The sequence below is a fragment of the Luteimonas sp. MC1750 genome (assembly GCF_016615955.1).
Classification (GTDB): domain Bacteria; phylum Pseudomonadota; class Gammaproteobacteria; order Xanthomonadales; family Xanthomonadaceae; genus Luteimonas.
In genome coordinates, this window is sequence record NZ_CP067113.1 from 605601 (window position 1) to 627438 (window position 21838).

The following is a 21838-nucleotide window of genomic DNA, read 5'->3' on the forward strand; positions in this document are numbered from 1 at the left end:
CGGGAGTGGGCCGCGGCTCAGCACTCGATGACGTTGACCGCCAGGCCGCCGCGCGAGGTTTCCTTGTACTTGTCCTGCATGTCGCGGCCGGTGTCGCGCATGGTCTTGATGACCTCGTCCAGCGTGACCTTGTGCTTGCCGTCGCCGCGCAGCGCCATGCGCGAGGCGTTGATCGCCTTGACCGCGCCCATCGCGTTGCGCTCGATGCAGGGGATCTGCACCAGGCCGCCGATCGGATCGCAGGTCAGGCCCAGGTTGTGCTCCATGCCGATCTCGGCCGCGTTCTCGACCTGGCTGGGCGTGCCGCCGAGCGCGGCGGTCAGGCCGGCCGCGGCCATCGAGCAGGCCACGCCGACCTCGCCCTGGCAGCCGACCTCGGCACCGGAAATCGAAGCGTTTTCCTTGTAGAGGATGCCGACCGCGGAGGCGGTGAGCAGGTAGTCGAACATGCCCTGTTCGTTTGCACCCTGGCAGAAGCGCTCGTAATAACGCATCACCGCGGGCAGGATGCCGGCCGCGCCGTTGGTTGGCGCGGTGACGACCCGGCCACCCGCGGCGTTCTCCTCGTTCACCGCCAGCGCGTACAGGTTGACCCAGTCGAGCGTGGTCAGCGGATCGCGCATGCCGGCTTCCGGACGCCCGGTCAGTTCGGCGTACAGCGCGGGCGCGCGGCGCGACACGCGCAGGCCGCCGGGAAGGGTGCCGCCATTGGCGATGCCGCGCTGGATGCAGGCCTGCATCGCGTCATGGATCTCGCGCAGGCCGGCGCGCACCTCGTCCTCGCTGCGCCAGGACTTCTCGTTGGCCATCATCAGCTGGGCGATCGTCAGCCCGTGCTCGGCGCACTGCGCCAGCAGTTCGCGGCCGCTGTTGAACGGATACGGCACCGGCGTGGTATCGGCGACGATGCGGTCTTCGGCCGCTTCGTCCTGGTTGACCACGAAGCCGCCGCCGACCGAGTAGTAGTCACGCGTGGCGATCACCTCGTCGCTGGCGTCATAGGCGGTGAAGCGCATGCCGTTGGTGTGGTGCGGAAGCTTCTGGCGCTTGTTCATGACCAGGTCGCGCTTCTCGTCGAAGGCGACCGGATGCTGCCCGAGCAGCATCACCTGCCGGCCGCCGCGGATCCGCTCCAGCGCGGACGGGATGATGTCCGGATCGATCGCGTTCGGATGATGGCCTTCCAGTCCCATCAGCACCGCCTTGTCGGTGCCATGGCCGCGCCCGGTCAGCGCCAGCGAACCGAACACCTCGGCGCGCACGCGCGCCACGTCCTGCAGCCGCCCGGGCTCGTCCAGCCAGTGCTCGACGAAACGCGCGGCCGCGCGCATGGGCCCCACGGTGTGCGAGGAGCTCGGCCCGATGCCGATCTTGTAGAGGTCGAACGTGCTGACGGCCATGGCGTCCCGGAGGGGCGGGTGGATTGCCTATGATAGCCGCCGCCCCGCGCCCGGCCTGGTCCGGCCCCACCGACGGAGAGTTCCATCCGCATGCCCCTGGTCCTGTTCCAGCGCGACGATTGCCACCTCTGCGACCTCGCCCTGGAGGTGCTGGCCGCGGCGCGCGCGCCCGAGTTCGAGAGCGTATTCATCGACGGCGACGCGGCGCTCGAGGCCCGCTACGGCCACCGCGTGCCGGTGCTGCGCGACGCGGCAGGTCGCGAGCTGGACTGGCCCTTCGGCGCCGCCGGGCTGGCGCGCTTCCTCGGCTGACGCCGCCCTCAGCGGCTGGCTTCGAGCTCGATCCGCACGTCCACGGCGTCGCCGATCATCGAGTTCCAGGCCGTGCTGCCGAAATCGGCACGGCTCAGCGTGGTGGTCGCCGAGAAGCCCGCGGTCTGCCGGAACGGCGGCAGCGGATAGCGGCGCTCGCCGTTGCGCACCACGTCGAGCACGACCTCGCGTGTGATGCCACGCAGGGTCAGCTCGCCGTGCAGGCGCGCGCGCGCCGCATCCACCGGCTCCACGCGCAGCGAACGGAACTGCGCCCGGGGATGCCGGTTGCTGTCGAGCAGGCCGCCGGCGGCCACCGCCCGGTTCCAGGGGGCGTCGCCGAAATCCAGCCGGTCGAGCGGGATCGCCACGGCCACCTGGGCGCCGTCCCACGTTCCCGGAGCGAGGTGCAGCGTGCCGGTGGTCCCCGATACGGTCCCGATCGCCCTGGAGAAGCCCGCGTGGTCGACCGCGATCGCGATCCGCGTGTGCACCGGATCCACGGCGTAGACCGCGGTGCCCGGCTGGGGCGCCGGCAGGGTGGGCGCGGCCATGCCGTCGGCGGGCCTGCCGTCCGCGACCGCGCCGTCCGGCGCCGGCGCGCGCGGCGCTGCCGTGCCGCAGGCCGCGGCGAGCATGCAGACGATGCCGGTACAGAGGATCCGTGCGAAGCAACCGTGACGCGGGGCGTTCATGGCAGTGCCTGCGGCGCCCGTGGGGGCATCCGGGCCGATTCTAGGCCTGTGGCCGGCGCTGGTGAAACTTGCGCCAGCACGGCGGCGTTGCGACGATGTCGGCGGGGGCGCGGGATGCCGCACGGCATCGCGGGCGAAAGGGGAATCGGATGCGGCGCTGGACGGTGTGTTTGCTGCTGTGCCTGCTCTGGCTGCTGGCGGGTGCGGCCGGCGCCGCCGTGCCGCAGATGCCGCAGCCGCGGCAGATCAGCGTCATCGACGGGCTGCCTTCCAATCGCGTCAACGCGCTCGCGGAAGACCGCCGCGGCTACCTGTGGATCGCCACCCGCGACGGCCTGGCGCGCTACGACGGCGTCGGCTTCCGCACCTGGCGCGTGGGCGACGGGCTGCGCGACAACTTCGTCTGGTCGGTGCACGTGGATGCGGCGGACCGGGTCTGGATCGGCACGTCGACGTCGGGCCTGGCGATGCTCGACGTCACCCGCGAGCACTTCACCTGGCACGACCGCGCCACCCATCCGGAAATGGCCAGCAACGATGTCTGGTCGGTGGCCAGCACGCCGGATGGCGACGTCTGGTTCGGCACCGCCGACGGCGGCCTGCATCGGCTGTCGCCGGACGGGCGGATGCGTCGCTACCGGCACGATCCCGATGACGCCACCAGCCTGCCGGCCGATGGCGTGTCCCACCTGGTGGTGGACGACCGCGACGGCACGCTCTGGGTCGGCACCAAGGGTGGCGTCGCGCGCTGGACCGGGGATGGCTTCGCGCGCCTGCCGCCGGAGCGGCTGGGCACGCGGATGGTCGATGGACTGGCGCTGGACGCGGCCGGCAGCCTCTGGATGGGCATCCATGGCGCCGGCAGGGTCCGCCATGCCGATGGACGCATCGAATCCCTGCCCTGGCTCGACCCGGTGCTCGGCGAGCCCGCGCTCAACATGCTGCTCGAGGACGGGCAGGGCGCGCGCTGGCTCGACACCCGCAGCGGCCTGGCCTGGGTGCGTGGCGACCGCGTCGACAACGTCCCGCTGTACAGCACCACCAGCCGCGGCCTGGTGCGTCCGGCCTGGTCCACCGCCTACGAGGACCGCGAGGGCGGCCTGTGGTTCGCGAGCACCGATGCCGGCCTGTGGCACCTGCCGGCGAACTGGCGGAACTTCAGCGTGCTGCAGCGGCGGCTCGGCGACCCGGCATCGCTGGCCAACGCCTTCGTCTACAGCGCGGCGCCCGCGTCCCAGGGCCAGGGGCGCGGCCTGTGGCTGGTCGGCACGGGCGGTGCGCTCGATCATCTCGAGCCCGAAACCGGCGAGATCGGGCACCGGCTGGGCCCGGTGTGCGGCACGCTGTTCATCACCGGGGTCATCGAGGTGCGCGACGGCCACGTCTGGCTGGGCTGCCAGGACCACCTGGTGCGCTTCGATCCGCGCAGCGGCGCGCTGCGACGCTGGCTGGCCGACGGCACGCGCGACGCCGCGCCCGCGGGGCGCATCGCGCAGTTCGTGGAGCAGCGCGACGGCACGGTCTGGCTGGCCAGCCACCAGAGCGTCCAGGCACGTGCGCCGGACGGACCCGTGCTCGACACCATCGACCGTGGCAGCGGCCGCGGCCTGGACGACACCGACGCCGTCGAGCAGCTGATGCTGGCGCCCGATGGCGGACTGTGGGTGGCCACCTCCGGCGGCCTGCTGGCCTGGGACGCCGGCGCCCGTCGCTTCGCGCCGGTTCCCGGTGCCCCGGAAGCCGCGGTCTACAGCGTGGCGATCGCCGGCGACGGGACGGTATGGCTGGCCGGCTACGGCGAGCTGTCGTCCTGGGCCTGGGACGGGGCTTCGCTGCGGCCGCTGCGCGTGGTCGGCAGCGCCGAGGGGCTGCCGATGGTCGCGCCCGGCGGCGTCATGGTCGACGCCGATGGCGTGGTCTGGCTGACCACGGTGCGCGGCCTGGTGCGCTTCGACCCCGAGGACGCCCGGCTGCGCGTCTACGGCGTGCGCGACGGACTGCCGAGCCACGAGTTCAGCGAATTCCCGATGGCCATGTCGGCGCAGGGCTATATCGCCGCCGGCACGGCCGACGGGCTGCTGCTGTTCCACCCGCGCCAGGTGGTCTGGAGCCAGCGCATGCCGACGCTTGCGATCGAGTCGGTCGACCTGCGGCGCGGCGACGCACGCATCGCGCTGTCGCCGCAGTCGCGGCTGTCGCTGCGCCATGACGACCGCGACCTGCGCGTGGTCGCCCGCCTGCTGTCGTTCACCGACGCGCACGCGCACCGCTACCGGTTCCGGCTGGAGGGCTACGACCCCGGCTGGGTCGACACCGGCGCGGCCGGTGAGCGCGTCTTCGCCCGCCTCGAGCCTGGCGCCTACCGCCTGCACGTGCAGGCGCGCACCGCAGACGACGAGTGGACGCCGGTGCAACTGCTGCAGCTGCACGTGCAGCCGCCGTGGTGGCAGGCACCCTGGGCGCTGGCCCTGTTCGCGGTGGCCGCGGCGCTGCTCTTGCTGTGGAGCGCCCATGCCTACCGCCTGCGGCTCAAGCGCCGCCACGGCTGGCAGCTCAACGAGGAGAAGCGCGTGCTGGCCGAGCAGGCCTCGCTGGCGAAGACCCGCTTCCTCGCCACCCTCGGACACGAAGTGCGCACGCCCATGACCGGGGTGCTGGGCATGAGCGAGCTGCTCCTGGGCACGACGCTCGACGCCCGCCAGCGCGGCTATGCCGATGCCATCCGCCACGCCGGCGAGCACCTGATGCGCCTGGTCAACGATGCGCTCGACCTGGCACGCATCGAGGCCGGCAAGCTGGAGCTGGTCGTCCAGCCCTTCGACCTGGTCGCGCTGCTGGACGAGGTCGCCGGCCTGGTCGAGCCGCTGGCACGCCGGCGCGGTCTCGCGTTCCGGCGCCACGTGGATGCACGGACGCCGCGCTGGCTGATGGGTGACGCCGGCCGCGTGCGCCAGGTCCTGCTCAACCTGCTGGGCAACGCGGTGAAGTTCACCGAGACCGGCAGCGTGTCGCTGCAGGCCGCGCCGATCGCGACCGGCGGCGTGCGCCTGGTGGTGTCCGACACCGGTCCGGGACTGAACGAGGAGCAGCAGGCACACCTGTTCCGCCGCTTCGAGCAGGCCGATGGCGCGCACACCGCGGCGCGCTATGGCGGCAGCGGGCTTGGGCTTGCGATCTGCCAGGAGCTGGCCATGGCCATGGGTGGCCGCGTGGAGCTGGACAGCACGCCTGGCCAGGGCACCGATTTCACCGTCGACCTGCCGCTTCCCGAAGCCCGCCCGCCCGAAGGTGCGGCGGTCACCGACGGCGGGCCGGCCCGCGATGCCACGCGCCCGGGCCTTTCGCTGCTGCTGGTCGAGGACGATCCCACGGTGGCGGCGGTCATCGCCGGCCTGCTGCGCGCGCACCACCATGAGGTGGTGCATGTCCCGCACGGCCTTGCCGCGCTGTCCGAGGTCGCCTCGGAGCGTTTCGACATGGCCCTGCTCGACCTCGACCTGCCAGGCATCACCGGCCTGGCGCTGGCCAGCCAGCTGCGCGCCCAGGGTTTCCTGGCGCCGCTGCTCGCGATCACGGCGCGTGCCGACGCCGAAGCCGAAGTGGTCGCGCGCGAAGCGGGCTTCGACGGCTTCCTGCGCAAGCCCGTGACCGGCGCGATGCTGGGGTCGGCGATCGACACCCTGCGCACCGGGAACGGCACATGAAGGCTGCATCCATCGCGCGCGCACCTGAGGCCACCCCGGGCGGCGGCCTGGGCTGACCTGCGGGGACGTCGTACCGGAGCGTCAGCGCCGGCTGTAGGCGTGCACTTCGTCGACCAGCACGCGCACGTGTTCCGGATCCATGCCCGGCGACATGCCGTGGCCGAGGTTGAAGACGTGGCCCTCGCGCGAGCCGCCATTGCCCTCGCGGTAGCTGTCGAGCGCCCGGCGCACTTCGCCACGGATCGCATCGGGGGTGCCGTACAGCGTGGTCGGGTCGAGGTTGCCCTGCAGTGCGACCTTGCCACCGGTGCGCCGTGCGGCGTCGCCGAGGTCGATGAGCCAGTCCACGCCCACGCCCTCGGCGCCCGAGTCGGCCAGCTCGCCGAGGTAGGCGGCATTGCCCTTGCCGAAGACGATCAGCGGGGTGCGTGCCTCGCCTTCGCCGCGCTCCAGCTCGCGCGCGATGCGCTCGAGGTAGGGCAGCGAGAATTCGCGGTACATCGACGGCGACAGCACGCCGCCCCAGGTGTCGAACACCTGCAGCGCCTGCGCGCCGGCCGCGCGCTGGGCCGCCAGGTAGGCGATCACCGCGTCGGTGTTGACCGCCAGCAGCGCGTGCAGCGCCTGTGGATCGGTATGCGCCATCGCCTTGATGCGGGCGAAGTCCTTGCTGCCGCCGCCTTCCACCATGTAGCAGGCCAGCGTCCACGGGCTGCCGGAGAACCCGATCAGCGGCACGCGCCCGTCGAGCTCGCGGCGGATCACGCGCACCGCGTCCATCACGTAGCCCAGCTCGCCTTCCATGTCCGGGACGCCGAGTTTCGCGATCGACGCCGCATCGCGCAGCGGGCGCTCGAACTTCGGGCCCTCGCCGTCGACGAAGTACAGGCCCAGGCCCATCGCGTCGGGGATGGTGAGGATGTCGGAGAACAGGATCGCGGCGTCCAGCTCGAAGCGCGCCAGCGGCTGCAGGGTGACCTCGCAGGCCAGCTCGGGGTTCTTGGCCATCGCCAGGAAGCTGCCCGCCTTCGCGCGGCTGGCGCGGTATTCCGGCAGGTAGCGTCCGGCCTGGCGCATCAGCCACACCGGCGTGCAGTCCACGGGCTCGCGGCGGAGGGCGCGAAGGAAGCGGTCGTTGCGAAGGGTCTGGGACACGTCTCTGGTCCTGTATGGGGGTGTGTGGCGGCGCGGCCTCAGCGGCGCGCGCCGTCGGCGCCCTGCGCGAACATGAGCTGGAAGCCGCGCTTGAGCTGCTGGTCGCGCGCCTGTTCCAGCGCGGCGATCGCGGAATCCTGGTCGAGGAACTGCTCGCGACGGACGCTGCTGCGCCCGCCGATGTGGCCGGTTTCGCGGAGCAGCGTCCACCCCCCGAGGAGGTCTTGCTGCAGCATCAGCTGCACGAAGCGCGGGGCTTCGTGGCCGTCGGGGCGTTGTTGCAGGAGCAGGCGCATGGACCGGCCATTCTACGCCACGGCCCGCGACCCGGCTCAGGCGGCCCGCAGCACCGCCAGCACCTCGGCTTCGGGCACCTCCGCCACCACCCGCGCGCGGCCGATGCCGGTCCACAGCACGAAGCGCAGGCCGCCGGCCTGGGCCTTCTTGTCCAGGCGCATGCGTGCCAGCAGGGCGTCCGGGGCGAGGCCGCGGGGCAGCGCCACCGGCAGGCCGAAGCGTTCCAGCACCGCCTGCAGCCGGTCGGCGTCGGCCTCGGTGGCGTGGCCGAGCCTGGCCGACAGCCGGGCCGCCAGGACCATGCCGACGGCCACGGCCTCGCCGTGGTTGAGCCCGTCGAAGGCCTGCCCGGCCTCGATCGCGTGGCCGAAGGTGTGGCCGAAATTGAGCAGCGCGCGCTCGCCGTGCTCGAAGGGATCGCGCTCGACGATCGCCGCCTTGTGCGCGCAGCTGCGCGCAATGGCCTCGGCGAGCGCCGCATCCTCGCGCTCGAGCAGGCCGCCGGCGTGCGCGGCCAGCCAGTCGAGGAAGCCGGCGTCGACGATCGCCCCGTATTTGGCCACTTCGGCCAGCCCGGCGCGCAGCTCGCGGTCGGGCAGGGTGCGGAGCGTGGAGGTGTCGGCCAGCACCGCGCGCGGCGGGTGGAAGGCCCCGACCAGGTTCTTGCCCTGCGGCAGGTCGACCGCGGTCTTGCCGCCGACCGAGGAATCCACCATGGCCAGCAGGCTGGTCGGCAGCTGCACGCAGTCGATGCCGCGCATCCAGCAGGCCGCGGCGAAGCCGGCCAGGTCGCCGACCACGCCGCCGCCGAGCGCGTAGACGCAGGCGTCGCGGGTCGCGCCGAGCGCGGCGAGGGCCTCGATCGCCTTGCCGAAGCCGGCCAGCGTCTTGCCGGCCTCGCCCGCGGGAAGCACGAAGCTGTCGACGCGCAGGCCGGGGCGGGCTGCAAGCAGGGCGTCGCGGACGTCGCCCGCGTACAGCGGCGCGACATGGCTGTCGCTGGCCAGCAGGACGTGGCGCCCGCGCAGGGGCGCGGCCAGGACCTCGCTGTCGGCGAGCAGGCCGGGACCGATGGTGATGGCATAGGGGGCGGGGCCACCCACTTCGATGCGGCGCCGTGCGCTCATGCCGTGGGCTCCGTCGGCCGCAGGGGCCCTGTGCCTCGCTGCCAGCGCGCGTCCAGCTGCTGCGCCAGCCGGCGCGCGGCATCGGCGGCCGGCAGGTGGCGGGTATCGAAGACCAGGTCGGCGACCTCGGCGTACAGCGGGTCGCGCTCGCCCGCCAGCCGGTGCAGGGTCGCCTCGCGATCGCCGCCGGCCAGCAGCGGCCGGCTGCGGTCGCGGGCCAGGCGTTCGAGCTGGGTCGGCACGTCGGCGCGCAGGTGGACGACGAATCCGTTCGCGGCCATCAGCCGGCGGCTGCCGGCATCGAGCACCGCGCCGCCGCCGGTGGCCAGCACCGAGCCCGGTCCGGCCAGCAGCCCGGCCAGCGTGTCGCGCTCGCGCGCGCGGAACCCGGCCTCGCCGGTGCAGTCGAAAATGGTCGTGACGCTGGTCCCGGTGCGTTGCTCGATCTCGTGGTCGCTGTCGACGAAGGCGAGCCCGAAGTGCCGTGCCAGGCAGCGGCCGATCGAGGTCTTGCCGGCGCCCATGGGGCCGACGAGCACGAGGTGGCGGGCTGGATTCATCGAGCGCGGCTTCGACCGGGGGATCGCCACGATGCTAGCAGCCGGCGCGGCGGGCGATGGCATCGCGTTAACAGGACAGGGCCGAGGATCGGGCGTTCCACCGTCCGCCCGGACGGGGCCAGTAGGAGCGTGCCATGTCCGTCGTCAAGGTCATCGAAATCAATGCCGCCTCGCCCACCAGCGTCGAGGACGCCGTTCGCAAGGGTCTCGCCAAGTGCGCCGAGAGCGTGAAGAACATCAAGGGCGCATGGATCAACGAAACCAAGGTCGTCACCGACGGCGGCGGCGAGATCACCGAGTGGCGGGTGAACCTGCGGGTCAGCTTCGTGGTCGAGTGAGGCCGTCGCGAAGCACCGGCGCGCGCTGCGTATCCAGCGGGATGACACGGTCGGCGATGCGGGGAAGCGTGCGCAGGGCTTGGCGACTGGTGCGTTCGTAGTGCTGGACGAACCGGTCGATGGCTGCCGCATCCATGATCCTGGCACCGGCGGGGGCGCCGCCCAGCGCCCTGCGCTCGGCTTCCAGGCGCCAGCCCGGCACCACCTCGAATGAAGGCGCCTGCAGCAGGAGCAGGCGGTCGATCTGCCGCCACAGCGCGGGATAGGCCTCGCGCAGCGCCGCATTGCACCAGCGCCGCCAGTCGCCGTCGGCATCCTCTTCGCGTTCCAGCGCATTGAGGGGCAGCGCGAGGGCCGCGTCCTCCTCGGCCGGCGTGCCCAGGCACCAGCCCTCGAACAACACCAGGTCGGTGCGCCGCGCACGTGGCCAGTCGGCGCGCGGGCGGCGGTCGTCGTCCAGCTTGTCGAAGCGCGGCAGCGCGGTGCCGGTTCCGCTGCGCAGCGCCGCCAGCACCTCGATGGCCAAACCGACCTCGTGCGTGCCGGGCGGGCCGCGGGTGGCCAGCAGCGGGTGCACGTCGTGCGCCAGGCGCAGGCGCTGCGCGCGAGGAAGGTAGACGTCGTCGAGCGACAGCACGACGCAGCGCAGGCCGCGCCGCCCGGCGGCCGCCGCCACCTGTGCGGCCAGCGTCGACTTGCCGCTGCCCTGCAGGCCGCTGATGCCGTACACGCGGGCGCCGGACGCGAGCGCATCGTCGAGCACGGCCGACACCAGCCGCGCGTCGAAGCCCTGCCTGTGCAAGCCCGCCGCCATCCGGGCACGATAGCCCAGGCGCGGGCGCCGTCCGCGCGCCGGAACCCAGCGGAGCACACCTGCCGATGCACGACCTGTACGCCGAAGCCCTGCAGACCTTCGACACCCTGTTCGACGAGGCGCTGGCCGCGGGCGAGCCCGACCGCACCGCGATGCAGCTCGCCACCGCCACGCCCGATGGCCGCCCTTCGCTGCGCACCGTCCTGCTGAAGGCGCACGACGCCCGCGGCTTCGTCTTCTACACCCACCTCGACGGCCGCAAGGGGCGCGAGCTCAAGTCCAACCCGCGAGCGGCGCTGCTGTTCCACTGGCCGCGGGTGCGCCTGGGCGTGCAGGTGCGCGTTGAAGGCGGGGTCGTGATCGTCGACGAGGCCGAGGCCGACGCCTACTTCGCCAGCCGGCCGCGCGGCAGCCAGCTCGGGGCCTGGGCGTCGCGGCAGTCGGAGGTCCTGGAGTCGCGCGGCGAGTTCGACCAGCGCCTGGCCGAGGTCGAGCAGGAGTTCGCCGGCCGTGACGTCCCGCGCCCGCCGCGCTGGACCGGGCTGCGGGTGGATCCCGAGCGGATCGAGTTCTGGTATGCCGCCGAATACCGCTGGCACGAGCGCTGGCTGTACGAACGCGACCTGGCCGGCGACTGCAGCAAGCGGATGCTGTACCCGTGAGCGCGCCGTCGGCGACCGCCTTGCGCGGGCCGCGCCGCATCGTCTGCCTGACCGAGGAGCCGACCGAAACGCTGTACGCCCTGGGCGAGGACCACCGCATCGTCGGCATCAGCGGCTTCACCGTGCGCCCGCCGCGCGCGCGCAGGGAAAAGCCCAAGGTCAGCGCGTTCACCAGCGCGAAGATCGGCGAGATCATGACGCTGGCGCCGGACCTCGCGATCGGCTTCTCCGACATCCAGGCCGACATCGCCGCGGAGCTGGTGCGCCGCGGCGTCGAGGTGTGGATCAGCAACCATCGCAGCGTCGACGGCATCCTCGACTACGTGCGCCGGCTGGGCGCGCTGGTCGGCGCGTCGACGCGCGCCGAGGCCTATGCCGACGGGCTGGAGCGTGGCCTGGCCGCCGTCGCGGCCCGCGCGGCGACGCTGCCGGTGCGCCCGCGCGTGTACTTCGAGGAATGGGACGATCCACCGATCACCGGCATCCGCTGGGTGTCGGAGCTGGTCGGCATGGCCGGCGGCGACGACGTCTTCCCGGAGCGCGCCGCCGAGCCGCTGGCGAAGCAGCGGATCCTGGCCGACCCGGGCGAGGTCGTGCGACGCGCGCCGGACATCATCATCGGGTCGTGGTGCGGCAAGAAGTTCCGCGCCGACCGGGTCGCCGCGCGGCCCGGCTGGGATGCGATCCCCGCCGTGCGCGACGGCGAGCTGCACGAAGTGAAGTCGCCGCTGATCCTGCAGCCGGGACCGGCCGCGCTGACCGATGGCCTGGGCGCGCTCGCCGACATCGTCCATGGCTGGTCGGCCCGCCGGGCTGCGCGCGCCGGCTAGGCGGGCGTACGCGGGGCGGCGGCCGCCCGGGCGGGGCTGACGCGCGGCCGGCGGCTCTGCCATGATCCGGCGATTCCAACACCGGGATTGCGTCATGAACCAGGCTGCGATGCACGACCTCGGCCGGCTGCTGCTGCGCCTCACGCTGGGCGTGCTGGTGCTGCTGCACGGCGTGGCCAAGCTGCGCGGCGGGATGTCCGGCATCGAAGGCATGGTCGAGGCCGCCGGGCTGCCCGGCGTCCTCGCCTACGGCGTGCTGGTCGGCGAGGTGCTGGCGCCGCTGATGCTCGTCTTCGGTTTCCACGCGCGCATCGGCGCGATGCTGGTGGCGGTCAACATGGTGGTGGCCATCGCGCTTGCACACATGGGCCAGCTCGGCCAGCTCAACGGCGAAGGCGGCTGGGCGCTGGAACTGCAGGGCATGTTCCTCGGCACCGCGGTCGCCATCGCCCTGCTCGGCCCGGGGCGCTACGGCATCAACCAGAGCTGAGGCGGGGCTCAGTCGTTGGTGGCTGACAGCTCGCGTCCGCGCACCGTCGCCGCCGCCACGGCCTCCGCGACCAGCCGGCGCAGTCCGCCGGCCTCGAAGGCCTCGATCGCCGCCTGGGTGGTGCCGCCGGGCGAGGTCACGCGCCTGCGCAGCTCCGCCGGCGCTTCGCCGGATTCGGTCAGCATGCGCGCCGCGCCCAGCAGGGTCTGCAGCACGAGCCTGCGCGCCGCGTCCGCCGGCAGGCCCTGGGCGCGCGCCGCGTCCTCCATGGCCTCGGCGAGCAGGAAGGCATAGGCCGGTCCGCTCCCGGACACCGCGGTCACCGCGTCCATCAGCGCTTCGTCCGTGATCCAGACGGTCTCGCCGGCCGTTGCCAACAGGGCTTCGGCCCGCGCCCGCCCGGCCGCGTCGACCGCCGCGTTGGCGTAAAGGCCGGTCACGCCGGCGCCAAGCAGGGCGGGCGTGTTGGGCATGCTGCGGACCACCGCGGTGCTGCCGCCAAGCCAGGCCGACAGCTGGGCGGTGGTGATGCCGGCGGCAATCGAGACCGCGAGCGGGTGTGCGTCGCGCGCGTGCGCGGCAAGCCCCTCGCAGACCGTGCGCATCACCTGCGGCTTGACCGCGAACACCCAGGTGGCCGCGCCGACGACCGCATCGATGGCGTCCGCGTGGACCCGGACGCCGAAGTCGCGGGACAGGGCGTCGCGCAGCGCTTCGACCGGTTCGGCGACCTGGATGCAAGCGGGGTCGGTGCCGCGCGCCACCATGCCGCCAACCAGGCTGCGGGCCATGTTGCCGCCGCCGATGAAGGCGATCGTGTCTTCGTCGCTGGAGATGGGTCCGGACATGGTGGGCTTCCTGGAACGGCGGGCCCGGCATTGTCGCCGAGGCGCCCGTGAGCCGCGACCAGGCCCGCGGCCGCGACGCCCCGCGCCACTGCGTCACGCCCCCGGTCGTGCCCCGAACAGCGCGGTGCCGATGCGCACCATGGTCGCGCCCTCGGCGATCGCCAGCGCGTGGTCCTCGCTCATGCCCATCGACAGCGTGTCGGCGCCCGGGTGCTGCCGACGCAGCGCGGCATGCAGCGCGTGCATGGCCGCGAAGGCCGCGCGACGGCGCTCCAGGTCCGGGTGGGGCTCGGGGATCGCCATCAGCCCGCGCAGCGCCAGGCCGGGCTGCGCCGCGATGTCCGCCGCCAGTGCCGGCACGTCGCCGGGTGCGCAGCCGTGCTTGCCGGCCTCGCCGTCGACGTTGACCTGGATGAGCACGTTGAGCGGCGGACGGCCGGCGTCGCGCGCCGCGGCCAACGCGGCGACCAGCTTGGGCCGGTCGACCGACTGCACCCAGTCGAACATCGCGGCGGCCTGCGCGGCCTTGTTCGACTGCAGGTGGCCGATCAGGTGCCATTCGATGCCACGGCCATCCAGCGCGGCGATCTTGGCCGCGGCTTCCTGGACATAGTTCTCGCCGAACGCCAGGGTCGCGTCGGGGCGCAGGGCAGACCAGTCGGCCGCGAGCGCGGCGATCTCGCCGGCGCTCCGGGTCTTGCCCACCGCCACCAGGCGCGGGGCCGGCCGCGAGGCGGCCGCGGCGGCGTTTTCCATCGAATCGAGGACGCGTGCGAGGGGTCCTGTCGGCATCTGCCGGCTCCTCCAGCGGGGCTGGATATGTGACGCGGATACGGGGCTATACTGCCCGCGGGGAGTACTCTGGCGCCAGCCGCGACCCGGTCCGGCGCTCCAACACCAACTTGCACTGCCGCTGGGGAGCATGCATGGATATCGCCGAACTTCTGGCGTTTTCGGTCAAGAACAAGGCGTCGGACCTGCATCTGTCGGCAGGCCTGCCGCCGATGATCCGCGTCGATGGCGACGTTCGCCGGATCAACATCCCGGCGCTCGACCACAAGCAGGTCCACGCGCTGGTCTACGACATCATGTCGGACAAGCAGCGCCGCGACTACGAGGAGTTCCTCGAGGTCGACTTCTCGTTCGAGATCGCCGGCCTGGCGCGCTTCCGCGTCAACGCCTTCAACCAGAACCGCGGCGCGGGCGCGGTGTTCCGCACCATTCCGTCCGAGGTGCTGACCCTCGAGGACCTCGGCACGCCGCGGATCTTCAAGGAGCTGATCGACCAGCCGCAGGGCCTGATCCTGGTCACCGGCCCGACCGGCTCGGGCAAGTCGACCACGCTGGCGGCGATGGTCGACCACATCAACAAGACCGAGTACGGGCACATCCTCACCATCGAGGACCCGATCGAGTTCGTGCATACCGCGCAGAAGTGCCTGATCAACCAGCGCGAAGTGCACCGCGACACCCACGGCTTCAACGAAGCGCTGCGCTCGGCGCTGCGCGAGGACCCCGACTACATCCTGGTCGGCGAGCTGCGCGACCTGGAGACCATCCGCCTGGCGCTGACCGCCGCGGAAACCGGCCACCTGGTGTTCGGCACGCTGCATACCTCGTCGGCGGCCAAGACCATCGACCGCATCATCGACGTGTTCCCCGCCGGCGAGAAGCCGATGGTGCGCTCGATGCTGTCGGAGTCGCTGCGCGCGGTGATCTCGCAGGCGCTGCTGAAGAAGGTCGGCGGCGGGCGCACCGCGGCCTGGGAAATCATGGTCGGCGTGCCGGCCATCCGCAACCTGATCCGCGAGGACAAGGTGGCGCAGATGTACTCGGCGATCCAGACCGGCCAGCAGCACGGCATGATGACGCTCGACCAGCACCTGCAGGACCTGGTGAAGCGCGCCATGATCACGCGCGCCCAGGCCAAGGACTATGCCAAGGACAAGCGGCTGTTCGAGTAACCGGAGCACCACATGAGCGCCATCGACTTCACCTCGTACCTCAAGCTGATGGCCCACCAGAAGGCCTCGGACCTGTTCATCACCGCCGGCATGCCGCCGTCGATGAAGGTCCACGGCAAGATCTCGCCGATCACCCAGAACCCGCTGACGCCGCAGCAGGCGCGCGACCTGGTGCTCAACGTGATGACGCCGCCGCAGCGCGAGGAGTTCGAGCGCACGCACGAGTGCAACTTCGCGATCGGCGTGTCCGGCGTGGGCCGCTTCCGCGTGTCGTGCTTCTACCAGCGCAACCAGGTCGGCATGGTGCTGCGCCGGATCGAGACCCGCATCCCGACGATCGAGGAGCTCAACCTCCCGCCGATCATCAAGACGCTGGCGATGACCAAGCGCGGCATCATCATCTTCGTGGGCGCCACCGGCACCGGCAAGTCGACCTCGCTGGCGTCGATGATCGGCTACCGCAACGCCAACTCGACCGGGCACATCATCACCATCGAGGATCCGATCGAGTTCGTGCACAAGCACGACGGCTGCATCATCACCCAGCGCGAGGTCGGCATCGACACCGACAGCTGGGAGAACGCGCTGAAGAACACCCTGCGCCAGGCGCCGGACGTGATCATGATCGGCGAGGTCCGCACCCGCGAGGGCATGGACCACGCCATCGCCTTCGCCGAGACCGGCCACCTGGTGCTGTGCACCCTGCATGCCAACAACGCCAACCAGGCGATGGACCGCATCATCAACTTCTTCCCCGAGGACCGGCGCGGCCAGCTGCTGATGGACCTGTCGCTCAACCTCAAGGGCGTGGTCGCGCAGCAGCTGATCCCGACCCCGGACGGCAAGGGCCGCCGCGTGGCGATGGAGATCATGCTCGGCACGCCGCTGGTGCAGGACTACATCCGCGACGGCGAGATCCACAAGCTCAAGGAAATCATGAAGGAGTCGACCAACCTCGGCATGAAGACCTTCGACCAGAGCCTGTTCGAGCTGTACCAGGCCGGCGAGATCTCCTACGAGGACGCGCTGCGCTATGCCGACTCGGCCAACGAGGTGCGCCTGCGCATCAAGCTGGCGCAGGGCGGCGACGCGCGCACGCTGTCGCAGGGCCTGGACGGCGTCGAGGTGGCCGAGGTCACCTGAGACGCTGCGTTCCGAGTCTCCTGGAGGGGCGCCCGTCGGGCGCCCTTTCCATTTGCGTACTTTTTACCTGTCGCGGGAGACAATGGCCGGCCAATACACCACTGGAGAACCGCCATGGCGTTCACCCTGCCCAAGCTCCCCTACGCATACGACGCGCTCGAGCCGCACATCGACGCGCAGACGATGGAGATCCACCACACCAAGCACCACCAGGCCTACATCAACAACGCCAACGCCGCGCTGGAGGGCACGGAGTGGGCGGACAAGTCCGCCGAGGAGATCATCGCCAACCTCGACGCGCTGCCCGAAGACAAGCGCGGTCCGCTGCGCAACAACGCCGGCGGCCACGCCAACCACTCGCTGTTCTGGACGGTGATGTCGCCCAAGGGCGGCGGCAACCCGGTGGGCGAGGTCGCCAAGCGCATCGACAGCGAGCTCGGCGGCTTCGAGGCGTTCAAGGAAGCCTTCACCAAGGCCGCGCTGACCCGCTTCGGCAGCGGCTGGGCCTGGCTCTCGGTCGACAGGTCGGGCGCGCTCAAGGTCGAGTCCAGCGCCAACCAGGACAATCCGCTCATGAAGGGCATCGGCTCGGGCAACACCCCGATCCTGGGCCTGGACGTCTGGGAGCACGCGTACTACCTGAAGTACCAGAACCGCCGCCCGGACTATATCGGCGCGTTCTACAACGTCGTCGACTGGAACGAGGTGGAGCGCCGCTACCAGGAGGCCCTCTCGGGCTGATCCGCGCGACGCACCCGGTACATGCACGAAGCCCCGCACCTGCGGGGCTTCCTGCTTTCCGCCGGCGCGCGGCCCTTCGGGACCATGCATGGCCCGGTGGGCCGCTCGCGCGGGTGGGCACCCGGTCACGCCAACGGGCCGACGGGCTTGCGCGCGCGCGGCGCGATGGCGAGGATGCGGCGATCACCGCCAAGGATCCGCCGACGATGGACATCGCAGACCGCCGCATCGCCACCGTGCACTTCACGCTGACCGACGCCGACAGCGGCGCGCCCATCACCAGCACCCGCGGGCACGAACCGCTGACCTACATGCACGGGACCGGGGGCATCGCGCGCGGGCTGGAGCAGGCGCTCGAGGGCCGCAGGGCAGGCGACCGGATCGACGTCGTGGTCGCGCCCGCGGACGGCTTCGGCCCGCGGCACGAAGCCCTGGTGCAGACCCTGCCGCGCACGATGTGGCGCGCGCCCGCCCAGCCGAAGGTGGGCGACCGGCTGGAAACCACGACCGCCAAGGGACCGCTCGACGTGGTGGTGACGGCGGTCGAAGCCGACACGATCACCGTCGACGGCAACCATCCGCTGGCCGGGCGTCGCGTCCGGGCGGAGCTCGAGGTGCTCGCGGTGCGCGTCCCGACGCCGGACGAGGTCCAGTTCGGCCTGGGCTGAGCGGGCTCAGGGCTGGCCGGGGAGTTCGAGCCGGCGTGGCTCACCGTCGCCGATCCTGAGGTCGGGCCAGCTCCGCGGAACGGCCTGCACGCGGCCATCGAGCAGGTCGCGGCGCAGCGTCCGTCGCCACGCCTGCTCGGAGGTGCCCTGCGGCCACAGGTCCAGGGTCGCGACCGCCGCCCAGGCGCCGTCCGCGTCCCGCGCGTGGATCACGCAGTGCGCGCCATGGCCGTTGCCGAGTGTGCACAGCAGCGGATCGCGCGCGCCGTCGCCGTCGAGGTCGGGCGTGAGCAGGATGCAGTCGTCGGAGACGCGCCTGCAGTTGCGGTCGCCCAGTCCATCGGCCAGGGCGACCCACCAGTCCTCGTCGGGCGACGCCGCGCCTTCCGCCAGCTGGACCTGCGCGCGGAGCGCCGCGGCATCGCGCGCGGTGGGCTTGCCGCCCTCGACGGCCGCCGGGTCGCCCCAGCGGCTCTCCCTTGCGATGACGCGTTCGAGTTCGGCCAGCCGCTCCCGGTCGCCTGCCCAGGCCGGGTGCCCGCGCAGGGCCAGCGTCGCCTCCCAGCCGGCGCGGCCGCTGTCATGGCGCAGCCACTCGAGATCGAAATCCTCGGGGCTGGTGCGTCCGTCGGCCAGCCGCTGCAGCTGGCTGGACACGCCGATCCGGTGCGGATCCAGCACGGGGGTGTTGGCCAGCACCGCAAGCGCCACCACCACCAGCGACATCACCCGGTTCACCGGCCGGATGGGTCCCAGCCAGCCGTCGCGCCTGCGCAGCACCGCCCAGGCGTAGCCGGATGCATAGCCGGCCACGACGACGGCGAGCAGCACCGCCCAGACGCGGTCGGCCGTCCACCCGTGCTGGTCGATGCGCAGCCAGAGCGCATACAGCGCCAGCAGCGCGTACACCGGCAGCAGGGCCAGCCCGGCATCGACCAGGCGGCACAGCCAGGCGGGGTAGGGCCGCGCGCCGGTGCCGTCCTGCAGCACGGAGTTGGCGAACGCGACCAGCAGCGCCACCACGGTCACCAGGGTGGCGGCCGCGGACCGCATGTCCCACAGCGGTTCGAGGCCGGTGAACGGCAGGCTGGCCACGAACAGCGCGGCGATGAAGGCCAGCAGCGGCAGCAGGCCGGTGAAGATCGCGAACAGCACCTGGCGGGCGACCATCACCGCGCGGTCCTGGGTCCGGCCGATCAGCACGCCCAGCCCGGCCATCGCGCCCGTGGCGAGGTAGACGAAGGCGTCCTCGCGGAACAGCTCGCGGAAGAAGTCGATCTTCACCAGCGCGAACAGCGCGCCCCACAGCCACAGCACCAGCCAGCAGATGCCGGTGAACAGCGCCGCCAGCGCCAGCGTCAGCGTGTTCTGCCAGGCATGTCCGAACAGGCAGGCATAGGGCGCGCGCCAGTGGCCGTGCGCGAGGCGGCACTGCAGCCAGGGCAGGGCGACGAACAGGCCGACCGCGACCGATGCGCCGAAAGGGGCGAGCACGCTGCCGGCCTGCACGCCCGGGCCGCCCGTGGCCTGCCGCGCGGCCCATGCGGCCAGCGCGCCGACCACCACGGTGGCTCCGGCGGCCTGCTGCCAGAAGCGCGCATCGCGCAGGCGCACCACGCTCAGCGCCATCATCGTCGGCACCGCCAGCACCAGGGTGTACCAGCAGACCCGGCCCGAGAGCGCGGCGAAGGGCCACCAGCCGCCGGCGTGGCCCTTCTGCGCCAGGTACATCAGGCCGCCCTGCAGCACGGCCAGCAGCACGATGAAGGCGCGTTCGTCGCGCGGAAGCGGAGCGGCTGTCGGCATGGTGGATCCGCGGCGGTGGCGTGGCGGCCATGGTAGCCGCGGCCGGGCGCGAGGCCGCGGCACTGGCTAGAATGACCCCATGTCCACCCAGCCCACCCCGCTCGCCAACCAGCTGCTGGTCGCGCTGCCGTCGCTGGCCGATCCGAACTTCGAGCGCACGGTGTCGCTGCTGTGCCAGCACGACGCCGACGGCGCGATGGGCGTGGTCGTCAACCGTCGCTCCGACTACACCCTGGGCGAGGTCTTCTCGCAGATGGGCATTCCCTGCGGCGACGCGGCGCTGTGCGCCACGCCGGTGCTTGCCGGCGGCCCCGTGCATCCCGAGCGCGGTTTCGTCATCCATGACGGTGCGCAGGGCTGGGACTCGAGCCTGAGCGTGGCCGACGACCTGCGCGTGACCACCTCGCGCGACGTGCTCGAGGCGATGGCGCGCGGCGAAGGTCCCGCGCGTGCCGTGGTCGCGCTGGGCTGCGCCGGCTGGGGCGCGGGCCAGCTCGAGGCCGAACTGGGCGAGAACAGCTGGCTGACCGTGCCGTCCGACGGGGAGATCCTGTTCGCACTGCCGCTGGAGGCACGCTGGCAGGCGGCCGCCGGCCGCATCGGCGTCGACATGGCGCACATGCCGGACTACGCCGGGCACGCCTGATGGCCACGATCCGCGCCGACGGCACCGTGCTCGGGTTCGACGTCGGCGCGCGCCGCATCGGCGTGGCCGTGGGCAGCGCCTTCGGCCACGGTGCGCGTGCGCTGGCCGTGGTCGACGTGCACGCCGACCACGTCGACTGGCCGGCGGTCGAGCGCCTGCTGAAGGAATGGGGGCCGGATGGCTGCGTGGTCGGTGATCCAATGACGCTCGACGGTGGCGACCAGCCGATCCGCGCGCGCGCCCGGGCCTTCGCACGCGAGCTGGGCCGGCGTTACCGCCTGCCGGTGGTGATGGTGGACGAGCGCTCCAGCTCGATCGAAGCGGCCCAGCGCTTCGCCGTCGACCGTGCCGAAGGCCGGCGCCGTCGCCGCGACGCCGCCGCGCTCGACGCCGTGGCGGCCGCGATCATCGTCGAACGCTGGCTGGCCTCGCCCGGCGACGCGGTCGCCATCGATCCCGATTCCACGTCCCCGGACGCCCCGGCATGACCCTGCAGACCACCGACGACGGGCGCCTGCGCCACCTGCTCACCCTCGAAGGCCTGCCGCGCGCGACGCTGGTGGCCCTGCTCGACCGCGCCCAGGCCTTCCTCGACGGCCAGGGCGCCGCCGATCCGCGCGGGGCGCTCGCGGGCATCGCCACCTGCACCCTGTTCTTCGAGCCGTCGACGCGCACGCGGCTGTCGTTCCAGCGCGCCGCGCAGCGCCTCGGCGCCGACGTGCTGGCCTTCGACGCGTCCACCTCGTCGACCAGCAAGGGCGAGACCCCGCTCGACACGCTGCGCAACATCGAGGCGATGGGCGTGCGCGGCTTCATCGTCCGCCACCGCGAGGACGGCGCCGCGGCCATGCTGGCCGCGTCCGCGCAGCCGGGCACGGCGGTCATCAACGCCGGCGACGGCCGCAGCGCGCACCCCACGCAGGGCCTGCTCGACGTGCTGAGCCTGCGCCAGGCCAAAGGCGGGGATTTTTCGCGGCTGAAGGTCGCGGTGGTCGGCGACATCCGCCATTCGCGGGTGGCGCGGTCCGAGCTGCATGCGCTGCGTACCCTGGGCATCGGCGAGGTCCGCGCCTGCGGTCCGGCGAGCCTGCTGCCCGATGACGCCATGCTGTCCGGCTGCCGCGTCGGCAGCGACCTGGACGCCGCGCTCGACGGCGTGGATGCGGTGTTCATGCTGCGCCTGCAGCGCGAACGCATGGAGGAAGGCCTGGTGCCGTCGCTCGAGGCCTACCACCGCGACTACGGGCTGACCGCGGCCCGCCTGCGCCGCGCCGCGCCGGACGCCGTGGTGCTGCATCCGGGTCCGATGAACCGCGGCGTCGAGATCAGCGACGAGGTGGCCGACGGCCCGCAGTCGCTGGTGCTGCGGCAGGTCGCCAACGGCGTCGCCGTGCGCATGGCGGTGCTCGAAGCCCTTCTGGCCTGACCCGGCCGCCCGCCGCCTGCAGGCTCGCGGCTCCTGTAGGAGCAGCTATAGCTGCGATTGCCGCGGATCACCGGGAACGGACCGCAGGAACGGATTGCGGGAACGGATTGCGCGAACGCACCGCGGCCCCGGATCGCGGCTATAGCCGCTCCTACAGTCCCGAGCGTTGCCGGAGTTGCCGCGGTTGCCGCAGTCGCTGCAGTCGCTGCAGT

At 72.4% G+C, this 21838-nt stretch carries 23 protein-coding genes; 13 read left to right on the forward strand and 10 right to left on the reverse strand.

Translation table 11 applies throughout. The features are described from left to right. Nucleotides 1-17: 17 nt before the first annotated feature. Entirely contained in the window at nt 18-1400 is a 1383-nt protein-coding gene (locus JGR68_RS02820) for an L-serine ammonia-lyase (protein ID WP_199360348.1), read from the reverse strand. A gap of 90 nt (nt 1401-1490) precedes the next feature. Between JGR68_RS02820 and JGR68_RS02825 the strand changes: the two genes are divergently transcribed. Beyond that, the gene (locus tag JGR68_RS02825; RefSeq protein WP_199360350.1) at nt 1491-1712 is read left to right on the forward strand and encodes a glutaredoxin family protein; all 222 of its coding nucleotides are present in this window, start codon (nt 1491-1493) and stop codon (nt 1710-1712) included. 8 nt (nt 1713-1720) lie between these two features. Here the strand turns inward: JGR68_RS02825 and JGR68_RS02830 are convergent, their stop codons facing one another. Beyond that, nucleotides 1721-2407: a YceI family protein gene (locus JGR68_RS02830; RefSeq protein WP_234446568.1), complete on the reverse strand. Its 687-nt coding sequence runs from the start codon at nt 2405-2407 to the stop codon at nt 1721-1723. Between the two features lie 149 nt (nt 2408-2556). Between JGR68_RS02830 and JGR68_RS02835 the strand changes: the two genes are divergently transcribed. Further along, nucleotides 2557-6111, forward strand: coding sequence for a hybrid sensor histidine kinase/response regulator (locus JGR68_RS02835; RefSeq protein WP_199360352.1), 3555 nt, complete (start codon nt 2557-2559; stop codon nt 6109-6111). Nucleotides 6112-6192: 81 nt separating this feature from the next. On the opposite strand, the gene hemE is transcribed toward JGR68_RS02835, so the two are convergent. The 4 genes from hemE to JGR68_RS02855 are packed head-to-tail and all read right to left on the reverse strand — an operon-like array spanning nt 6193 to nt 9250. Next, nucleotides 6193-7266: a uroporphyrinogen decarboxylase gene (hemE, locus tag JGR68_RS02840; protein WP_199360354.1), complete on the reverse strand. Its 1074-nt coding sequence runs from the start codon at nt 7264-7266 to the stop codon at nt 6193-6195. A gap of 38 nt (nt 7267-7304) precedes the next feature. Further along, entirely contained in the window at nt 7305-7562 is a 258-nt protein-coding gene (locus tag JGR68_RS02845) for a WGR domain-containing protein (RefSeq protein ID WP_199360356.1), read from the reverse strand. A gap of 36 nt (nt 7563-7598) precedes the next feature. Then, a complete protein-coding gene (gene aroB, locus JGR68_RS02850) occupies nt 7599-8690 on the reverse strand; it encodes a 3-dehydroquinate synthase (RefSeq protein WP_199360358.1) in 1092 nt (363 codons plus the stop codon). Next, nucleotides 8687-9250 carry a shikimate kinase gene (locus tag JGR68_RS02855; protein ID WP_199360360.1) on the reverse strand — a complete coding sequence of 188 codons (564 nt, stop codon included), beginning with the start codon at nt 9248-9250 and terminating at the stop codon, nt 8687-8689. The genes aroB and JGR68_RS02855 overlap by 4 nt, the downstream gene beginning before the upstream one ends. Before the next feature lie 134 nt (nt 9251-9384). Between JGR68_RS02855 and JGR68_RS02860 the strand changes: the two genes are divergently transcribed. Continuing rightward, nucleotides 9385-9588: a dodecin family protein gene (locus JGR68_RS02860; RefSeq protein WP_199360361.1), complete on the forward strand. Its 204-nt coding sequence runs from the start codon at nt 9385-9387 to the stop codon at nt 9586-9588. Here JGR68_RS02860 and JGR68_RS02865 read toward each other — a convergent pair. Next, entirely contained in the window at nt 9569-10402 is an 834-nt protein-coding gene (locus JGR68_RS02865) for a kinase (protein ID WP_199360363.1), read from the reverse strand. The two genes, JGR68_RS02860 and JGR68_RS02865, sit on opposite strands and share 20 nt — an antisense overlap. A gap of 65 nt (nt 10403-10467) precedes the next feature. Here JGR68_RS02865 and pdxH point away from each other — a divergent pair, with 65 nt between their 5' ends. From pdxH to JGR68_RS02880, 3 genes are all read left to right on the forward strand, one after another. Then, nucleotides 10468-11064 (forward strand): pyridoxamine 5'-phosphate oxidase, encoded by a 597-nt coding sequence (pdxH, locus tag JGR68_RS02870; protein ID WP_199360365.1) that lies wholly within the window; start codon nt 10468-10470, stop codon nt 11062-11064. Further along, entirely contained in the window at nt 11061-11894 is an 834-nt protein-coding gene (locus JGR68_RS02875; protein ID WP_234446569.1) for an ABC transporter substrate-binding protein, read from the forward strand. The genes pdxH and JGR68_RS02875 overlap by 4 nt, the downstream gene beginning before the upstream one ends. 94 nt (nt 11895-11988) lie before the next feature. Further along, a complete protein-coding gene (locus JGR68_RS02880; RefSeq protein ID WP_199360367.1) occupies nt 11989-12384 on the forward strand; it encodes a DoxX family protein in 396 nt (131 codons plus the stop codon). Between the two features lie 8 nt (nt 12385-12392). On the opposite strand, the gene proC is transcribed toward JGR68_RS02880, so the two are convergent. Both proC and JGR68_RS02890 read right to left on the reverse strand, forming a co-directional pair. After that, nucleotides 12393-13232: a pyrroline-5-carboxylate reductase gene (gene proC, locus JGR68_RS02885; RefSeq protein ID WP_199360369.1), complete on the reverse strand. Its 840-nt coding sequence runs from the start codon at nt 13230-13232 to the stop codon at nt 12393-12395. Nucleotides 13233-13325: 93 nt separating this feature from the next. Next, nucleotides 13326-14024 (reverse strand): YggS family pyridoxal phosphate-dependent enzyme, encoded by a 699-nt coding sequence (locus JGR68_RS02890; protein WP_199360371.1) that lies wholly within the window; start codon nt 14022-14024, stop codon nt 13326-13328. A gap of 134 nt (nt 14025-14158) precedes the next feature. On the opposite strand from JGR68_RS02890, the gene JGR68_RS02895 reads away from it, so the two are divergent. From JGR68_RS02895 to JGR68_RS02910, 4 genes are all read left to right on the forward strand, one after another. Then, complete coding sequence (locus JGR68_RS02895; protein ID WP_199360373.1) at nt 14159-15196, forward strand: type IV pilus twitching motility protein PilT; 1038 nt, start codon at nt 14159-14161, stop codon at nt 15194-15196. Between the two features lie 12 nt (nt 15197-15208). Beyond that, nucleotides 15209-16339: a PilT/PilU family type 4a pilus ATPase gene (locus tag JGR68_RS02900; protein WP_199360375.1), complete on the forward strand. Its 1131-nt coding sequence runs from the start codon at nt 15209-15211 to the stop codon at nt 16337-16339. A 114-nt stretch (nt 16340-16453) separates the two neighbouring features. Beyond that, complete coding sequence (locus tag JGR68_RS02905; protein ID WP_199360377.1) at nt 16454-17080, forward strand: superoxide dismutase; 627 nt, start codon at nt 16454-16456, stop codon at nt 17078-17080. Between the two features lie 206 nt (nt 17081-17286). Then, nucleotides 17287-17748 (forward strand): peptidylprolyl isomerase, encoded by a 462-nt coding sequence (locus tag JGR68_RS02910; protein WP_199360379.1) that lies wholly within the window; start codon nt 17287-17289, stop codon nt 17746-17748. A 6-nt stretch (nt 17749-17754) separates the two neighbouring features. On the opposite strand, the gene JGR68_RS02915 is transcribed toward JGR68_RS02910, so the two are convergent. After that, complete coding sequence (locus JGR68_RS02915; protein WP_199360381.1) at nt 17755-19554, reverse strand: DUF4153 domain-containing protein; 1800 nt, start codon at nt 19552-19554, stop codon at nt 17755-17757. Nucleotides 19555-19633: 79 nt separating this feature from the next. On the opposite strand from JGR68_RS02915, the gene JGR68_RS02920 reads away from it, so the two are divergent. From JGR68_RS02920 to JGR68_RS02930, 3 genes are read left to right on the forward strand one after another with little or no spacing between them, the layout of a single operon-like run. Continuing rightward, a complete protein-coding gene (locus JGR68_RS02920; RefSeq protein ID WP_199360385.1) occupies nt 19634-20200 on the forward strand; it encodes a YqgE/AlgH family protein in 567 nt (188 codons plus the stop codon). Then, nucleotides 20200-20688, forward strand: coding sequence for a Holliday junction resolvase RuvX (gene ruvX, locus JGR68_RS02925; protein WP_199360387.1), 489 nt, complete (start codon nt 20200-20202; stop codon nt 20686-20688). Before JGR68_RS02920 ends, ruvX begins: the two co-directional genes overlap by 1 nt. Then, entirely contained in the window at nt 20685-21626 is a 942-nt protein-coding gene (locus JGR68_RS02930) for an aspartate carbamoyltransferase catalytic subunit (RefSeq protein ID WP_199360389.1), read from the forward strand. Before ruvX ends, JGR68_RS02930 begins: the two co-directional genes overlap by 4 nt. The last annotated feature ends 212 nt before the right edge of the window (nt 21627-21838 follow it).

What these genes read in the sequence shown, in the direction of transcription:
- JGR68_RS02820 (WP_199360348.1), bottom strand. Translation starts at nt 1,400, where the DNA reads ATGGCCGTCAGCACGTTCGACCTCTACAAGATCGGCATCGGGCCGAGC.
- JGR68_RS02825 (WP_199360350.1), top strand. Translation starts at nt 1,491, where the DNA reads ATGCCCCTGGTCCTGTTCCAGCGCGACGATTGCCACCTCTGCGACCTC.
- JGR68_RS02830 (WP_234446568.1), bottom strand. Translation starts at nt 2,407, where the DNA reads ATGAACGCCCCGCGTCACGGTTGCTTCGCACGGATCCTCTGTACCGGC.
- JGR68_RS02835 (WP_199360352.1), top strand. Translation starts at nt 2,557, where the DNA reads ATGCGGCGCTGGACGGTGTGTTTGCTGCTGTGCCTGCTCTGGCTGCTG.
- JGR68_RS02845 (WP_199360356.1), bottom strand. Translation starts at nt 7,562, where the DNA reads ATGCGCCTGCTCCTGCAACAACGCCCCGACGGCCACGAAGCCCCGCGC.
- aroB (WP_199360358.1), bottom strand. Translation starts at nt 8,690, where the DNA reads ATGAGCGCACGGCGCCGCATCGAAGTGGGTGGCCCCGCCCCCTATGCC.
- JGR68_RS02855 (WP_199360360.1), bottom strand. Translation starts at nt 9,250, where the DNA reads ATGAATCCAGCCCGCCACCTCGTGCTCGTCGGCCCCATGGGCGCCGGC.
- JGR68_RS02860 (WP_199360361.1), top strand. Translation starts at nt 9,385, where the DNA reads ATGTCCGTCGTCAAGGTCATCGAAATCAATGCCGCCTCGCCCACCAGC.
- JGR68_RS02865 (WP_199360363.1), bottom strand. Translation starts at nt 10,402, where the DNA reads ATGGCGGCGGGCTTGCACAGGCAGGGCTTCGACGCGCGGCTGGTGTCG.
- pdxH (WP_199360365.1), top strand. Translation starts at nt 10,468, where the DNA reads ATGCACGACCTGTACGCCGAAGCCCTGCAGACCTTCGACACCCTGTTC.
- JGR68_RS02880 (WP_199360367.1), top strand. Translation starts at nt 11,989, where the DNA reads ATGAACCAGGCTGCGATGCACGACCTCGGCCGGCTGCTGCTGCGCCTC.
- proC (WP_199360369.1), bottom strand. Translation starts at nt 13,232, where the DNA reads ATGTCCGGACCCATCTCCAGCGACGAAGACACGATCGCCTTCATCGGC.
- JGR68_RS02890 (WP_199360371.1), bottom strand. Translation starts at nt 14,024, where the DNA reads ATGCCGACAGGACCCCTCGCACGCGTCCTCGATTCGATGGAAAACGCC.
- JGR68_RS02895 (WP_199360373.1), top strand. Translation starts at nt 14,159, where the DNA reads ATGGATATCGCCGAACTTCTGGCGTTTTCGGTCAAGAACAAGGCGTCG.
- JGR68_RS02900 (WP_199360375.1), top strand. Translation starts at nt 15,209, where the DNA reads ATGAGCGCCATCGACTTCACCTCGTACCTCAAGCTGATGGCCCACCAG.
- JGR68_RS02905 (WP_199360377.1), top strand. Translation starts at nt 16,454, where the DNA reads ATGGCGTTCACCCTGCCCAAGCTCCCCTACGCATACGACGCGCTCGAG.
- JGR68_RS02910 (WP_199360379.1), top strand. Translation starts at nt 17,287, where the DNA reads ATGGACATCGCAGACCGCCGCATCGCCACCGTGCACTTCACGCTGACC.
- JGR68_RS02915 (WP_199360381.1), bottom strand. Translation starts at nt 19,554, where the DNA reads ATGCCGACAGCCGCTCCGCTTCCGCGCGACGAACGCGCCTTCATCGTG.
- JGR68_RS02920 (WP_199360385.1), top strand. Translation starts at nt 19,634, where the DNA reads ATGTCCACCCAGCCCACCCCGCTCGCCAACCAGCTGCTGGTCGCGCTG.
- ruvX (WP_199360387.1), top strand. Translation starts at nt 20,200, where the DNA reads ATGGCCACGATCCGCGCCGACGGCACCGTGCTCGGGTTCGACGTCGGC.
- JGR68_RS02930 (WP_199360389.1), top strand. Translation starts at nt 20,685, where the DNA reads ATGACCCTGCAGACCACCGACGACGGGCGCCTGCGCCACCTGCTCACC.